Below are 18,896 nucleotides of genomic sequence, written 5' to 3' on the forward strand. Positions count from 1 at the left end.
TATAAGAGACAGCCCCCTATTCCCTTCAATGCTGAATTTCCAAATTGAGAATGTAATGACCCAATTGGACTTTTCCTGTCCAGAATTCGTACTCTAAACGAAGATGTTCTGGAAAGGGATGCCCAGTGAGAGTGAAACTTTTGGTAAAATTACGCAAACGGATAGGTTGATGGGGTTGTAATGATTCATTTGGCAACCAAAAACGACTAATACCATATATACCTAACTCCCAAAAGTGACGGTAACTGACTTGTGCATTACCTTGCATTGTCATAATTAACCGCCGAGATGAAATTTCCAGCCATAAAATTCTGGGACTGCTGGGAGGAGAAAAATTGTTTTTAGTTGGGTAAATTGTATCTTCTGGATTTAAATAACTGCCTACTTCACAACTAATAAGAGGTGGTGCAGTTAATAGTAAATGAAATTTATCTGTATCCTTTTGGATTAAAGTTCCAGCAGTGTCAACCACAGACCAAATCGGTAAGTCCGTGGAAATCATTGATAAACATACGGGTTTGCGGTGGTGAGTTAGCATGAGAGTGTGAGAGGTTACAAATAAAGAATAAAAGTTGAGCGATTTTCTAAATTGCTGATTCTACCTACTATTTAACGTTACGGCTGAAGCTTTTGGTGGTTGGAAGCAACAAAAAACAAGACATTCAAGCAAGATGTCTAATAAATAGTAAAACCTGGTTCATCGTCAGCAAATATTTTGATTTGTTAATCTAGACAATTCAATATGGTATTACCTGTCACCTGTTATCTACCAGAAGAAAGATTATAGTTGTCAAAAAGCGGTAGGATACTAAATTGGAAGTGAATAGTGATAAACAAGTCGCTGTTTAGCTTTTATTCTATTCAAAAGTCATTGTATCCTAATGTCGGCTATTGTTATTACTTTAGAAACTCAAGCAAACTCTTCGGATCACTTAATTATTCAGCGCCCTGCGGCTGGATTGTCTTTGCAGGGACGTATCCGAGTTCCTGGTGATAAGTCTATTTCCCATCGCGCTTTGATGTTGGGGGCGATCGCTGAAGGGGAAACTCAAATTCAAGGACTGCTGTTAGGTGAAGACCCCCGTAGCACTGCTGCCTGTTTTCGGGCGCTAGGGGCGGAAATTTCGGAATTAAATCCGGAATTGGTGAAAGTTAAAGGCATCGGTTTAGGCAATTTTCAAGAGCCTCTAGATGTCTTAGACGCTGGTAATTCTGGGACAACGATGAGGTTGATGTTGGGCTTATTAGCATCCCATCCAGGGCGATTTTTCACGGTGACAGGTGATAGTTCTTTGCGATCGCGTCCCATGTCCCGTGTTGTCAAGCCTTTGCAACAAATGGGGGCGCAAATTTGGGGACGTAAGGGTAATACTTTAGCACCTTTAGCCATTCAAGGACAAGCCCTCCAACCCATTCATTATCATTCTCCCATTGCTTCGGCGCAAGTTAAATCCTGTATCCTCCTGGCGGGTTTAAACACCGAAGGACAAACCACCGTCACCGAACCTGCTTTATCACGGGATCACAGTGAACGAATGTTAAGGGCTTATGGCGCAGAATTAAGTATAGATCCAGACACAAACAGCGTCACGATCACAGGTGGGGCGAAACTCTACGGACAAACCGTAATTGTCCCTGGTGATATCAGTTCAGCGGCTTTTTGGTTAGTTGCGGGGGCGATCGTTCCTGGTTCAGATTTGGTAGTGGAAAATGTCGGTGTCAATCCTACCCGCACGGGGATTTTAGAAGCTTTGGAATTAATGGGGGCAGATATTCAACTAGAGAACCAGCGGGAAGTAGCAGGAGAACCTGTAGCTGATATCCGCGTCCGTTCCGGTGGTTTAAAAAGCTGTACGATTGCCGGTGATATCATTCCCAGATTAATTGATGAAATTCCTATTTTGGCAGTGGCGGCGGCTTTTGCTGAGGGGACAACAATTATCCGGGATGCGGAGGAGTTAAGAGTCAAAGAGAGCGATCGCATTACCGTCATGGCACAACAACTCAATAAAATGGGGGCAAAAATCAGCGAATTACCCGACGGAATGGAAATCACCGGCGGTACTCCCTTAGTCGGTGCGGCAGTAGATAGCCATACAGATCATCGTATTGCCATGAGTTTAGCGATCGCCGCCCTCAACGCCATTGGTACAACTACCATTCACCGCGCTGAAGCTGCTGCTATTTCTTATCCCAACTTCACAAACACATTACGGGAAATTTGTCAATAGTTTTTAGGGACAGGGTATAGGGAAAAGGTACAGGGATTTTGATTAAATTTTGCTCAGGTAAGTACGTTAATCATCGTTTCATTAAAATTTGATACAATTGTTGGGTTTCGTTCTCTAAAATCTTTTTTGCATATAAGTAATTGGACAAAAATATTTACAGTCATTGCGAGCGAAGGGAAGCAATCACAACCCTGGCGATTGCTTCATTTCACTTCGTTCCACATGGCTAACGCCACGCAACGCTTACGCAATGACATTGTGTAATTAATTCTGTCTCACTATTTAGATATGATGGAGGCAACCCCTAAAGAAATTAGGATTTACACAACTTTAGAAGGAACTACTCCTTTCTTAGAATGGCGAGATTCCTTGAAAGATGCTAGAGCTAGAGCTAAAATTAGAGCAAGATTAGACCGAGTAGAAGAGGGAAATTTAGGAGATTGTAAGTTTGTTGGTGAAGGAGTATATGAACTGCGTATTGATTATGGTCCTGGTTATATTATCTAAATTAAGTTGACTATTTCCTAAATACAAACATCCGGGCGCACCGTGAGAAACGATATGAATGGTGGTAATTTCGGGATGCTGTCGTAAAAATGCGGTGATTTGTTTGATACCGTCTTGATTGGGGTTAAGAGCGATCGCTTCTACCCCCTCTGCAACTCCCGCCTGTAGAGTTTGATAATCGGAAACTGCTGATAGCGTAGCGTTAGCCATACTCCTAGTACACTGTGGCGTAAGTGAATGAACCATTCTAAATCCTCCAAAAGCCTATACTGTCTTCATTTTGACTTTTGACTTTTGACTTCCGCCTTGCGGTACTAGCCCTCACAGACAACTTTTTCAACAAACCCTAATTAGTTAAATTTTTACAGATTCCTGAGACTCTACATTGATTGTTTGTAAATAGTCTTCTTTTTGGAAGTAGTAATAGCTATGGGGTTCATTTTTCACAATTAGACCATTAACTACCTGTCCTAAGACATTTTGACCAGATTTTGCTAATAGTTCTTTAGCAAAAGTCGCATTCACAGAATCAACTACACCAGGACGCACTACCAATAAAACACCATCAGCCATTTGTCCTAAAGTAACAGCATCAGCAGCCACATTTAAAGCTGGTGTATCAACAATGACAAAATCATACTTATCAGAGAAGTTAGCCATTAAAGTTGCCATGCGTTGTGAGTCGAGAAGAGATGCTGGACTGGGAGGAACTATACCAGAAGTCAAAATATCTAAATTAGGCATGACTTTTTTAATTACGGCAGTAATTTCTTCCTGTTTGAAAATTAAATTACTTAAACCTTGATTATTTATTACGTCCCAAATTTTATGCTGAACTGGACGGTGCAAATCTCCATCTATTAATAAAACTTGTTTATCCATTTGTGCCATTGCTGTAGCTAAATTAGCTGCTACTGTTGATTTACCTTCCTTGGGTACAGAACTGGTAACAATAATAACTTTTAGCTCTTTATCGGCACTGATAAAATTAAGATTTGCCCTCAACATCCGGTAAGCTTCACTAATAGAAGAACGAGGAAAATCTCGAATTATAATTCTTTGACTATAGGATTCATCTACTTCATTATTTTTAGAGGTTATTTTCCATTTAGTAGCGGTAGGGATAACTCCTAACAAGGTTAATTCTAGTAATTTTTTGGCTTCATCAATAGTCTTAATAGATTTATCTTTCATTTCTAAGATGTATATAGTCATAAAAGCTGCCAGTATACTCAGTAATGCTGAGATGAGATAGGAAATTATGACAGAAGAAATAGGTTCATCAGGAACTTGAGCTTCGGATATTATAGTTGCATTACCTAAGTTTTGATTTTCAGCTATCCTACTTTCTTGGAGTTTCTGAAGTAATAAGGAATAGGTAGATTGTCCTACTTGAAGTTTACGTTCTAATTGACGCTGTTGTTCTTCTAATTTAGGTAACGTATTCAATCTTTGTTTATAGGTAGATTGTAATTTTAATAAAGAATTAGCTTGATTGGCTAAACCTAGACGGTTGGATTCTAATTCTACGAGTTTACTAGAGAGTTGTTGTTGTAAAGCACTCAATTGTAAATTGTCTTCTGCTTGTAGTTTATTTTTACCTATGGACTGATTTATCCTTTTGTCAATAACCTTGTTTAGAGAAGCAACTTTATCTTGTAAATCTATGATTTGTGGATGATTTGCCTGTAAAATTGTTTGTCTATTTGCTAGTTGTGATTGTAGTTGTTGGATTTCTCTAAGAATATCTTGAATTCCAGAGATTTGGCTAATAGAAGTCATTGTTAATGCTTGTTTTGGGGTCATTCCCAATTGCTGAATGACTACTTGATACTGTGACTTAACATTAGCTAATTGAGATTGGGTATCGTTGATCCTTAATTGTAAATTACCAATAACTCGTACTGCTTCAGTAGCTTCTTCTTGTAAGGAAATAATTTTGTTTTTTTCTTTAAAATCTGCTAATTCAGATTCGGCTTGACGGACTACTAATTCGGCTTTGGGTAATTGTTTTTCTATGAATTTACGTCCTGCGCTCGCTTCGGCTCGCCGTGAAGACAGATTTTGCTCTAAATAAACTTTAATTAGTTCATTTACAACTTGGGCGGCAATTTTGGGATTAGTATCGTTGTAGCTAATTTGGATAACATTAGTGCCTTTAACTTCTTTGACAACAAGATTTTTGAGAAATAGCTTAGGTTTTAGGGTAGAACCTTGACTATTTTTGAGATTTAGTCGTTTAATAGTTGTTTCTATAATAGGGTAAGAAGTTATTACTTCTACTTCTGTGCTGAGGGGGTTATTTTGTTCCATTAAAGGATCTAATTTGCCTATTTCTGCACCTAATCCTGTGATAGATGAGGCTGTATTGCTTCTTTGAAACCGTAATTTACCTTCTGCAAGATAAATAGGTTTTTTCAAAGATGCAGCCAACTGTGCTATGATGAAAACGGAAATAGTAATTAATAAAGTGGCAAGCCAACGACGCTTGAGAATTGTCCAGTATTTTTGTGGTGATATAGAAGATTGTTGTAGTTCCATAATAAATTAACTCTTTTATGTATGTTTTTCAAGTTGTAGAGTGAATGGTTTTAATGGCATTAATTACTCTTGCTAAATCTTCGTCCGTTAAATTAGAACCAGAAGGCAAACAAAGACCATGTAAAAATAAATTTTCGGCGACTTTACCACCAATACATTCATATTCAGAAAACACGGGTTGCAGGTGTAATGGTTTCCATACAGGACGAGCTTCAATTTGTTGTTTAGTAAGTTGGATGCGAATGTATTCTCGATCTGCACCAAAAGCTTCTGGGGTGATTGTTAAAGCCGTTAACCAGCGAGTAGAATAGCCAAAATCAGCTTCGGGCATAAATTCTATTCCTGGTATATTTCCCAAAGTAGATTGGTAAATTTCAAAGTTCCGCCGTCTAGCGGCTACCCTTTCATTTAAAACTTGTAATTGACCTCGACCAATACCTGCTAGAACGTTACTAAGACGATAGTTATATCCTATTTCTGAATGTTGATAATGGGGGGCAGGATCGCGGGCTTGAGTTGCTAAAAATTTGGCTTTGGTAATTAGTTGATCATCATCAGAAACTAGCATTCCTCCACCGGATGTAGTGATAATTTTATTACCATTGAAGGAGTAAATACCAAACCGTCCAAATGTACCGGGAGAAAGTCCTTTATAGGTAGCTCCTAAAGCTTCGGCGGCATCTTCAATTAACGGAATATTATATTGATCGCAAAGTTTGAGAATTGGTTCAATGTCCGCACTTTGACCATATAAATGTACAACTATAACTGCTTTGGGTAATTTACCAAAATAGGCGCGGTTTTGTAAAGCTTCCTGCAACAACTCTGGGTTCATATTCCAGGATATGCGATCGCTATCAATAAAAACTGGTTTCGCCCCTAAATAAACAATTGGATTAGCGGTAGCTGCAAAGGTTAAGGTGGAACAAAAAACCTCGTCTCCTCTGGTGACTCCAACTAATTGCAAAGCTAAATGTAAAGCCGCAGTTCCCGAACTCACAGCAGCCGCATGACTAGCACCAGTTACTTGACAAAATTCCTGTTCAAAAGCATCAACATGAGGACCAATAGGGGCGATCCAATTGGTAGCAAATGCTTCTTTGACGAATTCTAATTCTTGGTTTCCGATATGGGGAGTGGAGAGGAGAATTGGCTTCATGGTTTTTTATTCTTTATCGTTTAAAAGTGATCAGGCGATCGCATTTGGCACTTATTATATTAGTTTGAACCTTCAGCCATTTGTTATTTGGCGTTTCCCCATTAGCCCAAGCAATCAAAGCTGCGGGAATATTTGCTCCGGCCACATGAGAAAATGGATATCCACCACCAAAACGCGGGTTCATTTCTAATACGTAGTTCCCCTTTTTTTCGACAATTACATCACAATCTAAGTTGCCAATATGACCTAGTTTTTGTCCAATTTTCTCACCTATTTTTTCAAGTTCCTGATTTTCCACTGTGATAGCCCGGTCTGTTTCTCCGGCTCGCATGGTTAGCTTACGCTTCACAAAAGTGGTAATGTAGGAAGTTTCTAAATTATTAATGATATCAAGACCATGCTCTTGTCCAATTAGCTTTTCTTGAATTAAGATACATTTTTCAAAATCAGTAGAGCTTACCATCGCTAAAAATGACTTTTGAATAGCTTTTTTCACAAATCGGTAGGCTAATTCTAATTCTTCATAATCTTCAGGATATTCAATACCAATTGATGCACTTCCCCATCGAGGCTTAATAACTACAGGAAAATCTATTTCTCCTCGCTCAATAGCTGCTTTTACTTCTGCAAGAGAAAGATAAGTTTTTGGGGTCGGTATACCGATTGTTTCTAAGAATTGAAAAGTTAACCACTTGTCAAAACAAACATTAATAATTTCCGGTGAAGAGACAACTGGGATAGTTCCTATTTTAAGAAATTGATCACGTTGTTTTCCTAAATATGGTAGTTCTAAATCATTGAGAGGAATTAGTAACTTGACTTTTTTATTCTGACAGATATCCAGCAGCTTATCAAAGTAATCACTATCATTTACAGATGGTAATAAAAAACTTTCATCTGCTTCCTTCAATGCTGGGGCCTCTAGACTAGCATCACCAGCAAATACCAATCCTCTATTTTCTAAAGCTGCTTGAAAGAATTTTACAAGGTAATTTCTTCTTCCTGCACAGGTCAACATAACATTCATATTTTTGTCACTCATATTACATAAGTAGAAAACACATCTTGAGAAGTTTCTTGCCGTCTGACTAATGTATAATTCCTAAGGGTGGAATCATAGCTAATAATCGGAGGATTTGGGCGAATAAAAGGTGGTTTAAATACCACTGTATATGCACCTAAATTATCAAAAACTGCATAATCACCAATCCCAATTTCATGGGGATAATCTGGATATAAACAATCATGTTCCATACAAGTATAGCCAACTAAATCTACTGGAATACTTAGTTTCTTGGTTTGAGAATTTTCCGCATCACCGTAAACTTCTAGTGATAATTTTTTATCAGTTAAAGTTGGTTTAACATTGTGAATACTGCCAACCACAAGAGCAATCTGGCGTGATTTTATTGTTTTAATTCCCACCACCTTAGCGACAAATTTGAGAACATCTGCAACAATAACTACACCTGGTTCAATAATTAATTCTGGTTTAGGATTATCAGAAAATCTACTGCTTAATTGCGGGGCAATTGCCTCTGCATATTCCTGATAAGTGGGAATATAACAGTCAAATTGTGCCTTTAAATCATCGTTCATTCTGCCAAAGAAACCACCACCAACATCAATAAATTGAGGTGGTTTATCTGGGAAATAATCATCGCTGAGTTCGATAATTTTCTGCGTGCGTAACTTATAGGATTCTAAACTTCTTGTTGACGTAGAAATGTGACAATGTAATCCCAAGACTGAGCAATTATTTAATTCTCGGAATGTTTTAAAAACATTATCTAGTGCGCCTCCTTCCACATCAAATCCAAAGCGAGATATCCTCCCAGCACCCACATCAAAATTACATCTTAAACCGACTGCAATTTTTTGTTCTGGTAATCTTCGTGCTAATGCTGCAACTATTTCTACTTCTTCCAAACAGTCCAAGTTAACAATAGAACCAGCGAGAATTGCATTTTCCAGGTCTTCTGGAGACTTTAGCGGACCATTGAAGATAATTCTAGTTGGAGAGACACCAATACGCAAAGCTAGATCATACTCCATTTGAGAAACAACTTCCGCATAGCCGCCCAAAGAATCTACGGTTTGACACAACTTGGGAATGTAGTTAGTTTTATAAGAATAGCCTAAGTTGGTATGGGGATAAATCGAGCGAAAACCATGCAGGAACTCTTGATAATTGCGTTTGAATTTATCTAAATCAAGGATAAAAAAAGCATCACCAAATTCTTGCTCTAAATTCTGAAGTGTTTTCCAAGAAAGTTGCATTTTTAGTTCCTCAATTCAGTATGGATTGCTAGTACACAACGGACTAAATAAATCAACCATTCTCAATCTCTCAAAAGCTTACTAAGTAGGTGAACACAATAAAACCAAACTGTGTAAAGAAACGTAAAATCGCCCAAACCCTCTTCACTCTTGCCTGTGGTTACTGAACGAAGTCGAAGTATTGCCTTTTGCCTTGCCATAACGACAATTTTCAACGCCAACCTACTTACCTATTCATTTTGACTTTTGACTTCACGGCAGTACTAGTCTTCACTCAATTAAAAGTAGCTTCTTTAATTAATCGAGCCGGCACACCTGCTACTGTACTTTTTGGCATAACATCCTTCATTGCTACCGATCCTGCACTCACAGTAGCCCAAGCTCCAATCTGAACTCCTGGAAATACAGTGCTTCCCAAAGCTAGAAAAGCTCCCTCATGGGCTGTTACACCGCCAGCAAGGTGGGAGAACGCCAGATGTACATAATCTCCTACGCAGCAGTCGTGATCAACGCTGGTTTTAGTATTAATAATTACGTGCGATCCAATTCTTGAATAGGGCTGGACTATTGCACCAGCACAAACTACTGTACCTGCACCTAATAAAACTTCAGGATGAACCCAAGCATAGGGATGAATCACTGTTATCCAATTAAGATGAAGTTTTTCTACTAAACGCTTCCGTGTCTCATTTTGACCAATACCAATGATTGCATGAGAGAAGTTGCCAGATGTCAGCTCACTGACTGGACCAATAACTGGAATACCAAAAATATTCGTTCCTCTCTTTTGCAGATTATCATCGTAAAAACCTACTACTTGGTGTCCTGCTGCCATGAGCGTACTTGCTACTACTTTGGCATGACCTCCTGCTCCAATTACAGCTATTCTTTCTTTATTCATAACATCGTGAAATTATAGTGAAGTGACAATTAAATCTTCTACTTCGATAATTATGCTACTAAGAGACAAGCCAGTCCCAAACCCAGTCAGACATAGCCGACCACTAATTTTATTAATTCCTTGATTTAAGGCATAGCGACTAATAGCAATTGGTATGGAGGCACAACTTGTATTACCTATCCCTTCTACAAATATGGGAACTTTTTCTGCACTAATCTTTAATTTTGTGCGGATAGAATCAACCATGAATTTATTAGCTTGATGAAATATAAATAAATCAATATCGTCACTGCTTAAATTGCAACTTCCCAGCGCAAAATTGACGATATCTGGCACTTCTTGAATTGAAAATGAAAAAACAGCAGCACCATCCATAGCAAGGTTATTCTCGCTTCTGTAGATTCCATTTTTTCTTAAATTAGTAATGTTTGTTTCCTCGGTATTTGGCTTTCTCATGCCACCAGCAGGGACAATTAACTTATCATAATCATCAGCAATAGTTCGCCAGCAAGCTGTTAGCCCTTTGCCTTTTTGGTCAAATTCTAAAACACACGCAGCCGCACCATCACCAAATAACAATCGCTCAGTTTTATCTTTGGGATTTACCAATCTTGTAAGTGTATCTCCAACAACCAACAATCCGCATTTCATATCACCATTATTAATTAATCTTCCCAGTACAATTAGACCATGTGTAAAGCCCGCACATCCAGCATTTATATCTAGTGTAAAAATGCTTGCTTTTAATCCTAATTTATGACATAAGAGGAATGAATTACCAGGAATCAAATAATCTGGAGTCTGGGTAATACATACAATACAGTCTATATCTTCTTTCTTAAGATATGTATTTTTAAGAAGATTTTCGACGGCTTGGTACATCAGATCAAAAGCTGTTATATCGTCTTCGGCAACTCTTCTACTGTAAATGCCAATTCTTTGACTGAGACGCTCTATTTCTTCATAATTTAACACACCAGATAATTCATAATTAAATTCAGTTTTTTCAGGTAAAGCAATTGCTATACTTCGCATACTAATGTTGGAAATCATCACTTGTTGCATAGTATTTTCCTAAATTGAGAACAGATATTTCTGTTTAAATTCTTACTTTATCATTTACGCAAATAAGATTAATCAAATCTTTAATTGTTTTACTCTCGACTATATAATTCACAGGAATAGCCCGATCAGCATAACTATCAATGATTGATATTATAGATAATATAGCCAGTGAGTCCCACACATCTCCTAAGTTTTCTAGCACTGTTTCTTCCGTAAGATTTGCACTGCTGATTTCCATGGCTTCGCCTAAAATTTCCAATATTTCTTGGTGATCTATCATCTTTTCTCCCATGAAGTTGTATTGTTGTAATACTCTGAACAGTAAATTATTATTCGCATCTATTAATTACCAATTTCTAAATAATATACTCTAAATTTCCTGGAATAATCTTGTCATCCTGGCATTATCTTTATCAATAAATTACTGAATAAAAATACAGAGGTTAAATTAATTCGTAATTTATAATTAAGTTTTGCAACGGAGATTTAGACCTCGACACGAAACTTGCTGCCTTGAGAGGCAGGGGAGTTAAACCCCCAAACTTTGTTAATTACACAATGTCATTGCGATTGCTTCATGCTAATATGGCTACGAAATAACTGGAAATATTTTTGTCCAATTACTTATTATGAGATTTATTCGCAAAAGTTTGTGCTGAAATCTGCTGGGCGAGATCATCTATGGTGGGGGATTTAAATAAACTAATTAAGGGTAAATCCACATTAAATGCTGAGAGAATTTCCCTAATTAATGTAACTGCCACTAAGGAATTACCCCCTAGATGAAAGAAATTGTCTTGAGTTCCCACTTGAGGTATCTGAAGCACTTTTTGCCAGATTTCCATGAGGGTTTGCTCAATATCGTTTTTAGGTATTGTTGTATTTACACTATCCTCAGCCTGAACAACTAATAGGGGAGCCGGTAAAGCCTTGCGATCAACTTTATGATTAGGAGTAAGGGGAAATTTCCCCAGAACAACAAAGTTAGAAGGAACCATATACTCAGGCAATAGAGAGAGCAAGTATTCTCGCATAGTTGCATGAGATGGCTGATACCCTGGCTGTGGGAGTAGATAGGCTACAAGGCGCTGATCTCCGGGAATATCTTCACGAACGATAATCACGGCTTCCCGAACTGCTTCATGGCGGCTTAAAATCGTCTCAATTTCTCCCAATTCAATCCGGTGTCCCCGCACTTTTACCTGGAAGTCCATCCGTCCTAAGAATTCTACATTGCCATCTCTTCGGTAGCGAACTAGGTCGCCAGTCCGGTATAAACGAGCAGTGGCATCATCACTAAAGGGATTAGGTACAAACCTTTCCTGGGTTAATTCTGGTCTGTGCAAATAGCCTCGTGTCACCCCCTTACCGCCAATATATAGTTCACCGGGGACACCAACAGGCACATTTTGCTGATTCTTGTCGAGAATGTATAACTCCGTGTTGGCAATAGGACGACCCAGGGGAACTATACCATCAACTTCAGCTAGAGTATGGGTTGCTGACCAGATGGTGGTTTCGGTCGGACCATACATATTGTGAATCTGTCCGGGAATAATTTGCTGAAGTTGATTTGCTAAGGCTTCAGTCAAGGCTTCACCACCAACCATCATTTGCTGAAGTTGCCCCATAGCTTCGTGGTTAGCGGTTTCTGCTATCAATAAACCAGCCATAGAAGGGGTACATTGCAGGTGTGTTACCTGATGACGGTTGATGAGATCCGCTATAGATTCAATTTTGCCCTGTTCCCGATTCCCGATTCCCTGTCCCCTGTTCCCTGTTCCTTCCTGTTCCTTCCTGTTCCCGATTTCCTGTTCCCTGTTCCCTGTTCCCTGTTCCCTTATTTGATAATTAGCCCGTGTCTTTAATTCATTCAGCAGGGGTAGTTGAGATAGCACCGTATCCGTATCTACCCCATAGTCAATCAGACAGGCAATTTCATTGATACCAATGGCTTTAATCCGATCAACCATCTGCAAACAGGTGTCCACAGTTCCAAATAGACCACTAGTTTCAAAGTACCGTTCAAAGGAGAAATCTAGGACTTCCGCCATATCTGGGTCAGATAGATGAGATACTGCAAACTGTCCTTTGTCGTTGGTGGTTTTCTGTTTAAAAGTGGGGAAAGACCAAGCTGCAAGCTTGATTAAATCGAGGGAACTAGCCAAGTATTGGCGCATGGGCTGACGGACAATTTCTTTGACAATATCATCACTTTCTCCCACAAAAGTATGTATCATCAGGCTGACAATTCCCGCCCCAGAATGTCCGTTTTCTGTATAAGCTTGCCGATAGATGGCAATTTTGGCGGCTAACTCGTCTAAACTTTGCCCCAGTAAGTGAGTCAAAATATTAAAACCTCTCGCTCCTGCCATTTGAAAGGTTTCGGGGTTGCCGGCGGCTGTGATCCAAACGGGGAGGTTGGGTTGAATGGGAAGAGGTAGGGTTTGCACCTCGATGATTTCGCCTTTACCGTTGGGATATGGTAGGGTTTCTCCGCGCCAAAGTGCCTGTACCTCCTCAATTTGCTGGAACATAATTTCCTTGCGGTTCTCGAAGGTTTGGGGAGAGAGGATAAAGTCATTGGGTTGCCAGCCAGCCCCAAAGGATATTCCTACCCGACCGTGAGAAAAGTTATCTACTAAAGACCAATCTTCTGTGAGTCGCACGGTGTTATGTAGGGGGGAAATACAGCTACCTGCACGAATTTGGATGTTTTTGGTGGTTGTGGCGATCGCTGCACTGCTGACTACAGGATTGGGGAATAGGCCACCAAAGGCGTGAAAATGACGTTCTGGAGTCCAAACTGCTTTAAAGCCGTTGGCATCAGCAAATTTAGCCCCTTCAAACAACAGCCGATACTTTTCCGCTGCATCTTGCCCTTGTTCATGGCTAGAAAAGTAAAAGAGACTAAAATCGGTATGTTGTAATTTATTTACAGCTATGGATTGTTGGGACTTAGACTGCTGCCGTTCTTGTTTGGGGTTATAGATAACTACTTTAAATCCCCTAGCCAATGTCCAGAACAGTTCCAAGACAGAAATATCAAATGACAAACTTGTAACTGCTAACCATACTCCCGGTGGTTCATGGTCAATGACAGCATCCATACCCGTGAAGAAGTTAGCCACGTTACGATGTTCTACCATCACACCCTTGGGTTTTCCTGTAGAACCGGAGGTGTAAATTACATAACTCAGGTTTTCGGGTTTAACTCCACTATGGGGATTTGTGGTAGGTTGTTGAGTAATTTCTGCCCACAGCGTATCAATGGGGATAATGCGGACATCATGATCAACAACAAGATGGGGAATTAGTTTTTCCTGGGTTAAGATGACGGTCGCTTGGGAATCTTCTACCATAAAAGCCAGACGATCTGCGGGGAAATCGGGATCAAGGGGAAGATATGCCCCACCGGCTTTGTGAATTGCCAATAAGCCGATCATCATTTCTAGCGATCGCTCGATCTGAAGACCGACGATTACATCGGGACCAACCCCCTGTAGCCCTAGATAGTAGGCTAATTGATTGGCTTGTTCATTTAATTCTCGGTAAGTTAATTCTCGGTCTTGAAAGGCTACAGCGATCGCATCAGGAGTCCGCTCTACTTGTTCCGCAAATAAATCATGAATACATTTATCTGTGGGGAAGGGTTCGGCTGTGTCGTTCCAATCCACCAAAATTCGCTGTTGTTGGGCAATAGAAAGCAGTGGTAATTGATGCAGAGATTGTTGAGGATCTTCTATACAAGCGGTGATTAAACTTTGAAGTTGCTGAACAATGGCTTTAGAGTCAGTGTTATTGAGTGATCCACTATGTACTAATTCCGGTAAAGTTCCATCTTCATAAGCCACCAACGCCATAGACGCTCCCGGTGACTGCCAATCTAGTTGATCAGGGGACGCAGCCAGAGCGATCGCTACAGGTAGAAAATTATCATCGCTACCTTCACTCCCATCACTATGCAATTGTGGATAACGTCTCAACAGAGTATGTCTAAAGCTACCCAGACGACAGGTATCATCTAGGGCTGTTTCAAATCGCTGTTGAAAATCATGGAAAGACTCATTAACCTGAGTTTGCACGCGAATCGGAACTTGTTGGGCAAATATTTCGGGAGCAATACCACGCTGGGCATCGGTTTGTAGTCCCAGATCAAATTCAGTTTCGCTTGTCAGTCGCCCACAGTAAGCAGCAAACATAGACAACAGAGATTTCGCTGCTACCTGCGCTGTTAACGACAAAATAGAATAGCGGTGCATAGAGATATCTGGTTTTTGACCAGATGTTGCCAATGGTGAATAGGGATGCCGAAAAGCTGCAAGCTGCATCAACCGTTTTGCCCAAGCTTGTTCATGACCACATAAGAAAGCATTCCGTTCAGTAATTGCCTTTCTGATATTGGTGTCAATTGCCGGTAAGACATCACCGACGCGGACACCATAATCTGCTTGCAACTGTTCTAGGGAAATATCCTTGCCGTTTAATGTGCTGAACTCACTTAACTGCACAGCCCCATTTATGGTGGCGACACACATCCCTTGGGAATCCAGTTTTAGCACTTGTCCAGGAGTACCATACTCAGATGCAATTGAACGGGCAGATCCCACAACAATCACCCCTCCTGGTAGCCAAGTTTTGGGTAGACCCAATTCATTACGAGTTGGACCAAAATCTAATGCTTTGACTAGATTACAGATATCTTTAGTAGTAACATCATAGGAGATCAGAGCGGCGGCTTCTGGGCGATCTCTAGGACTAAAATAACTCCGTTGCGATAGGTCTTGAGGATAGGGCTTGGCAACATCAATTACTAGTTCTTCTACCAGTTCCCTGAAGGAATTAACTGCTGCATCAAAGCATCGCAGATTGAGGTTAAATACTGTATCATCTGCCAAAATTGGCACAGATGCTTGTTTAAATATCCGTCCAGCATCAATCTCAGCAGAGACTTCATGCCAAGTAACAGCATATTCAGTTTCACCGTTCAGCAAAGCCCAAGTAGTGGCATACAAACCAGCATATTTGGGTAACGGCGAGTCATGGTAGTTAATAGAGGCTTTTTTTGCCCGTGTGATCACATCCTCTGGAATGATCCACTGGACGTTATTAATACTGAAAAGATAATCGTATTTAACACCTAGAAGTGTTTTGTGAAACATGGAGCGAGAAGCAGCATGAGTAATGCCATGTTCCTGAGACCACTTTTGTAATGAATTATCTGTGGAATACACTCCCAACACTTGGCAGTCTTTCTGTAACAGGATTTCCAAGCAACTCAAGGCTAGAATACCATTGCCCACAACAAAACAGGAAAAGCTGGACATAGTTCATTTATCCTCGTGAATTTGCACAAATTTTCTGGGTATGAATGAGAGACTGAGGATACATCAGAAATCATACATTCTCATCCCAGTATGTATGGACGAATCTGATCCGCAATTTTTTGACTGGTGCGATCAGCAGTAACTAATTCAATTTGTTCTGGACTAGATGCCCCCAAACCCAAGGCCACTGCTGTGCGAATCTGTTCTAATTTCCAAATAGATCCTTGCATTACCTCATTTGTTGTTCCCAGTGAACGCAACATTGCCAACGCAATGACATCAATGGCTATGGGATCTGTACTTGCCAACATGACATTTGCCGCCACTTTCTTGCCGGCATCTGGTCCCCCTGACACAAAGGCTTCCACACCATCTATTAACACCAGACTAGGCCGATAAACTGCATTAATTTCCGCGATCATTTGCTGCATATACGGTGAACGATGCAAGTCACCCATATAGTTAAATGGATCACCCGGAACATACTTGGCTACCATGCCTACAGTATTTTTTAATGCCAGTGTATAGTGCGCTCCTCGATGAGTTTTTAGACAACAGGTATTGATCACTGCTCCTGCTTGGAGAACTGGTCGGGCGAAAGCGAAACCTTGTTGCCAGTGAGTTCCCGATGGGGAAAAGTATTGCCATTGTTCAGTAGACATTTCATCAAAAACAATGACTTCCACCCCATAGCGATCTGCAAGTTGAAATACTCCCTTAAGCTTCATGGCTTCGCGGGTTTGAGCCATTCCTGAGCGATCGCCTATGGTAATTTGCCCTACTCCAGCTTTTTGGAGTTTTTCTACCAAAGTTGCTAACAATTTTGTATCTGTTGATGCTGGAGCTGGATCGGCAGTATTATAGTTGGGCTTCAGAAAAATGCTTTTTCCCTCCATCCCCCCTGGCTGCAACAAATCAAGTATTCGTTGAGTTCCCGATACCCGATCTTCAGTGTGAACCAATGCAACTTTGCTGATCCCTGTAGGTTTGGGTAATGGCAACACTTTCATTGCCTGAACGTTCTTGGCATTGGCAGCATCCAGAATATATCTAGATGTTTTCAGGGTATGAAGAAGGGATGCGGGGGAAATACCCAGGGTTTTGAGACTGTGAAGAATAGGAGGAACAATTGCTGCTCCCGCAAAAAGTCCAGCTACTCGGAGAATATTCCGTCTTGTGTGCTTGGGGTGAGAAGATTTAGTACGCATAACACAACTGATTAAGGGAATGTGTTTATATAAGAGTTGATAACAGAAATATCAATCTTTTTCAAATACGTACTAAGTCGCTGGGTACTTCAAATTTTGGGGTTTCTCCTGGGGAATAAACAGCCCTGTCTTCTGTATCACTGAGAATAATTGATCCTGCCCCAATAATATTTTCTTTGCCAATATTGATGTAATTTCTAATCGTAGTATTCAAACCAAGGAAAGTATATTCTCCTATGTTTACTCCACCACCAAGCACAACATTAGAAGTCAGAAAACAATGATCATTGATTATACAGTGGTGCGCGATAGAATTTACACCCAAAAGCAGACAGTTATTACCAATGAAAGCAAAAGGTTGAATAACATTATTTTCCATGATAAAGCAGTTTTCTCCCACTGATTTACCATAATAAAATGCCTGAGAACTAATATAGGAAATAAAGCTATATCCTCTATTTTTGGCATTTAAATATTTTTCTGCCCGTAATTTATTCACTTGTTGGTAACTAATGGCGATAAATAATTTATACTCATCAGGTGAATAATATTTTTCCAGTTTTTCATAGGGGACTACTGGTAAATTATAAAAACTCTCTGTTTTTAGATAAGCTTCATCAACAGTAAAGCCAACTACCTCATGTTCAGAATCACGGCTGAGATAAAAGTGAGCTATTTCTGCAATTTCACTAGTTCCGAAAATAACCACTTTAGCCATAAATTATCCTCCAATAATATCTTGTTTGTGCTGATAGTCATGAACGGTTTGATCTCCCATAAATTCTTCCATCGTTGCATGATTATCTTGACTGATTCCTTGTTGTTTAATGACTGTCCAAACAGTGAGGAAAATTATTTGTAAGTCTAGTAATAAACTCCAATTGTTGATATAGAAAATATCTAGGTTAAATTTTTCTTCCCAACTCAGAGAATTTCGACCTCGAACTTGAGCTAAACCTGTAATCCCTGGCTTGACTTCTTGCCGTTTTGCTTGTTCTGGGGTATAACGGTCAAGATATTTGACTAATAATGGGCGTGGTCCGACAAAACTCATGTCTCCTTTAGCAATATTCCACAGTTGAGGAAGTTCGTCAAGACTTGTTTGCCGCAAAAATTTACCCAAAGTTGTGAGACGTTTTTCATCAGGTAGAAAATTACCATTGACATCACGATCATTGGTCATAGTGCGGAATTTATAAAAGTTGAAAATTCGCGCATCTTTACCTGGACGGGGTTGGATAAAGAAAATTGGCTGCCCCATCCGTAAATAAATAGCGATCGCAATCATTAGCATTAAAGGAGCTAAAATAATTAAGGCGATTGCTGCTATTATTCTATCCAATAAATATTTAATAAACTGACTAAAATTGAGTGCTTTCCAAACCTTAAAATTTCCCTTGATCATAGAACTTCCTTGAACTATTACTGTGTTTTTTGAGGTAAAAACCCAATCAATTGCCAATTATTTATTTGGGATTCCTTGAGATTGTTGGCACTAAAAACCACGATAATTCTCTATGATTTTGCAAATATCTGAGCAATTGCAAAACCAGACTTGTTTTTAAAAGATAACTAAGATGGAAATAAAAATCTTGTCATTTTGACATTATTCTTATCTCAATTATTTTGGGAAATATTTGATACTTTCAGTGTATTTATAACGACTGAGATGAGCAT

Annotated in this window: 15 protein-coding genes; 2 read left to right on the top strand and 13 right to left on the bottom strand. The window is 39.7% G+C overall.

The window, feature by feature from the left end; translation table 11 throughout:
• Positions 1-25: 25 nt before the first annotated feature.
• The gene (locus IQ228_RS06065) at positions 26-538 is read right to left on the bottom strand and encodes a hypothetical protein (protein WP_027403368.1); all 513 of its coding nucleotides are present in this window, start codon (positions 536-538) and stop codon (positions 26-28) included.
• Between the two features lie 343 nt (positions 539-881).
• Between IQ228_RS06065 and aroA the strand changes: the two genes are divergently transcribed.
• On the top strand, positions 882-2,231 hold the full coding sequence (gene aroA, locus IQ228_RS06070) for a 3-phosphoshikimate 1-carboxyvinyltransferase (RefSeq protein WP_193962413.1): 1,350 nt from the start codon (positions 882-884) through the stop codon (positions 2,229-2,231).
• Positions 2,232-2,519: 288 nt separating this feature from the next.
• Entirely contained in the window at positions 2,520-2,738 is a 219-nt protein-coding gene (locus IQ228_RS06075; RefSeq protein WP_370566829.1) for a type II toxin-antitoxin system RelE/ParE family toxin, read from the top strand.
• Here IQ228_RS06075 and IQ228_RS06080 read toward each other — a convergent pair.
• The 12 genes from IQ228_RS06080 to IQ228_RS06135 all read right to left on the bottom strand — a co-directional run bounded on the left by IQ228_RS06080 (position 2,664) and on the right by IQ228_RS06135 (position 18,624).
• Entirely contained in the window at positions 2,664-2,984 is a 321-nt protein-coding gene (locus tag IQ228_RS06080) for a DUF4347 domain-containing protein (protein ID WP_193962414.1), read from the bottom strand. The two genes, IQ228_RS06075 and IQ228_RS06080, sit on opposite strands and share 75 nt — an antisense overlap.
• 108 nt (positions 2,985-3,092) lie before the next feature.
• The gene (locus tag IQ228_RS06085; protein ID WP_193962415.1) at positions 3,093-5,279 is read right to left on the bottom strand and encodes a polysaccharide biosynthesis tyrosine autokinase; all 2,187 of its coding nucleotides are present in this window, start codon (positions 5,277-5,279) and stop codon (positions 3,093-3,095) included.
• A gap of 28 nt (positions 5,280-5,307) precedes the next feature.
• Positions 5,308-6,438 carry an aminotransferase class I/II-fold pyridoxal phosphate-dependent enzyme gene (locus tag IQ228_RS06090; protein WP_193962416.1) on the bottom strand — a complete coding sequence of 377 codons (1,131 nt, stop codon included), beginning with the start codon at positions 6,436-6,438 and terminating at the stop codon, positions 5,308-5,310.
• 13 nt (positions 6,439-6,451) lie between these two features.
• Positions 6,452-7,480 (bottom strand): ATP-grasp domain-containing protein, encoded by a 1,029-nt coding sequence (locus IQ228_RS06095; RefSeq protein ID WP_080683909.1) that lies wholly within the window; start codon positions 7,478-7,480, stop codon positions 6,452-6,454.
• Positions 7,477-8,718, bottom strand: coding sequence for a hypothetical protein (locus IQ228_RS06100; protein ID WP_027403377.1), 1,242 nt, complete (start codon positions 8,716-8,718; stop codon positions 7,477-7,479). Before IQ228_RS06100 ends, IQ228_RS06095 begins: the two co-directional genes overlap by 4 nt.
• Before the next feature lie 274 nt (positions 8,719-8,992).
• Positions 8,993-9,619: an acetyltransferase gene (locus IQ228_RS06105; RefSeq protein ID WP_027403378.1), complete on the bottom strand. Its 627-nt coding sequence runs from the start codon at positions 9,617-9,619 to the stop codon at positions 8,993-8,995.
• A 12-nt stretch (positions 9,620-9,631) separates the two neighbouring features.
• The gene (locus tag IQ228_RS06110; RefSeq protein WP_193962417.1) at positions 9,632-10,684 is read right to left on the bottom strand and encodes a 3-oxoacyl-ACP synthase III family protein; all 1,053 of its coding nucleotides are present in this window, start codon (positions 10,682-10,684) and stop codon (positions 9,632-9,634) included.
• Between the two features lie 34 nt (positions 10,685-10,718).
• Positions 10,719-10,964, bottom strand: coding sequence for a hypothetical protein (locus IQ228_RS06115; protein ID WP_027403380.1), 246 nt, complete (start codon positions 10,962-10,964; stop codon positions 10,719-10,721).
• 340 nt (positions 10,965-11,304) lie between these two features.
• Positions 11,305-16,011: a MupA/Atu3671 family FMN-dependent luciferase-like monooxygenase gene (locus IQ228_RS06120; RefSeq protein ID WP_051424377.1), complete on the bottom strand. Its 4,707-nt coding sequence runs from the start codon at positions 16,009-16,011 to the stop codon at positions 11,305-11,307.
• 80 nt (positions 16,012-16,091) lie between these two features.
• Positions 16,092-17,219 (bottom strand): DUF362 domain-containing protein, encoded by a 1,128-nt coding sequence (locus tag IQ228_RS06125; RefSeq protein ID WP_027403381.1) that lies wholly within the window; start codon positions 17,217-17,219, stop codon positions 16,092-16,094.
• 61 nt (positions 17,220-17,280) lie between these two features.
• Positions 17,281-17,937, bottom strand: coding sequence for an acetyltransferase (locus IQ228_RS06130; protein ID WP_027403382.1), 657 nt, complete (start codon positions 17,935-17,937; stop codon positions 17,281-17,283).
• 3 nt (positions 17,938-17,940) lie between these two features.
• Entirely contained in the window at positions 17,941-18,624 is a 684-nt protein-coding gene (locus IQ228_RS06135; RefSeq protein WP_051424378.1) for a sugar transferase, read from the bottom strand.
• Positions 18,625-18,896 lie beyond the last annotated feature (272 nt).

This window comes from Dolichospermum sp. LEGE 00246 (assembly GCF_015207865.1).
In the GTDB taxonomy this organism is placed as follows: domain Bacteria; phylum Cyanobacteriota; class Cyanobacteriia; order Cyanobacteriales; family Nostocaceae; genus Dolichospermum; species Dolichospermum heterosporum.

Bases quoted from the DNA above. Each gene is read 5' to 3' on its own strand.
- IQ228_RS06080 (WP_193962414.1), bottom strand. From the start codon at position 2,984: ATGGTTCATTCACTTACGCCACAGTGTACTAGGAGTATGGCTAACGCT.
- IQ228_RS06135 (WP_051424378.1), bottom strand. From the start codon at position 18,624: ATGATCAAGGGAAATTTTAAGGTTTGGAAAGCACTCAATTTTAGTCAG.
- IQ228_RS06100 (WP_027403377.1), bottom strand. From the start codon at position 8,718: ATGCAACTTTCTTGGAAAACACTTCAGAATTTAGAGCAAGAATTTGGT.
- IQ228_RS06110 (WP_193962417.1), bottom strand. From the start codon at position 10,684: ATGCAACAAGTGATGATTTCCAACATTAGTATGCGAAGTATAGCAATT.
- IQ228_RS06125 (WP_027403381.1), bottom strand. From the start codon at position 17,219: ATGCGTACTAAATCTTCTCACCCCAAGCACACAAGACGGAATATTCTC.
- aroA (WP_193962413.1), top strand. From the start codon at position 882: ATGTCGGCTATTGTTATTACTTTAGAAACTCAAGCAAACTCTTCGGAT.
- IQ228_RS06065 (WP_027403368.1), bottom strand. From the start codon at position 538: ATGCTAACTCACCACCGCAAACCCGTATGTTTATCAATGATTTCCACG.
- IQ228_RS06095 (WP_080683909.1), bottom strand. From the start codon at position 7,480: ATGAGTGACAAAAATATGAATGTTATGTTGACCTGTGCAGGAAGAAGA.
- IQ228_RS06120 (WP_051424377.1), bottom strand. From the start codon at position 16,011: ATGTCCAGCTTTTCCTGTTTTGTTGTGGGCAATGGTATTCTAGCCTTG.
- IQ228_RS06085 (WP_193962415.1), bottom strand. From the start codon at position 5,279: ATGGAACTACAACAATCTTCTATATCACCACAAAAATACTGGACAATT.
- IQ228_RS06105 (WP_027403378.1), bottom strand. From the start codon at position 9,619: ATGAATAAAGAAAGAATAGCTGTAATTGGAGCAGGAGGTCATGCCAAA.
- IQ228_RS06090 (WP_193962416.1), bottom strand. From the start codon at position 6,438: ATGAAGCCAATTCTCCTCTCCACTCCCCATATCGGAAACCAAGAATTA.
- IQ228_RS06115 (WP_027403380.1), bottom strand. From the start codon at position 10,964: ATGATAGATCACCAAGAAATATTGGAAATTTTAGGCGAAGCCATGGAA.
- IQ228_RS06130 (WP_027403382.1), bottom strand. From the start codon at position 17,937: ATGGCTAAAGTGGTTATTTTCGGAACTAGTGAAATTGCAGAAATAGCT.
- IQ228_RS06075 (WP_370566829.1), top strand. From the start codon at position 2,520: ATGATGGAGGCAACCCCTAAAGAAATTAGGATTTACACAACTTTAGAA.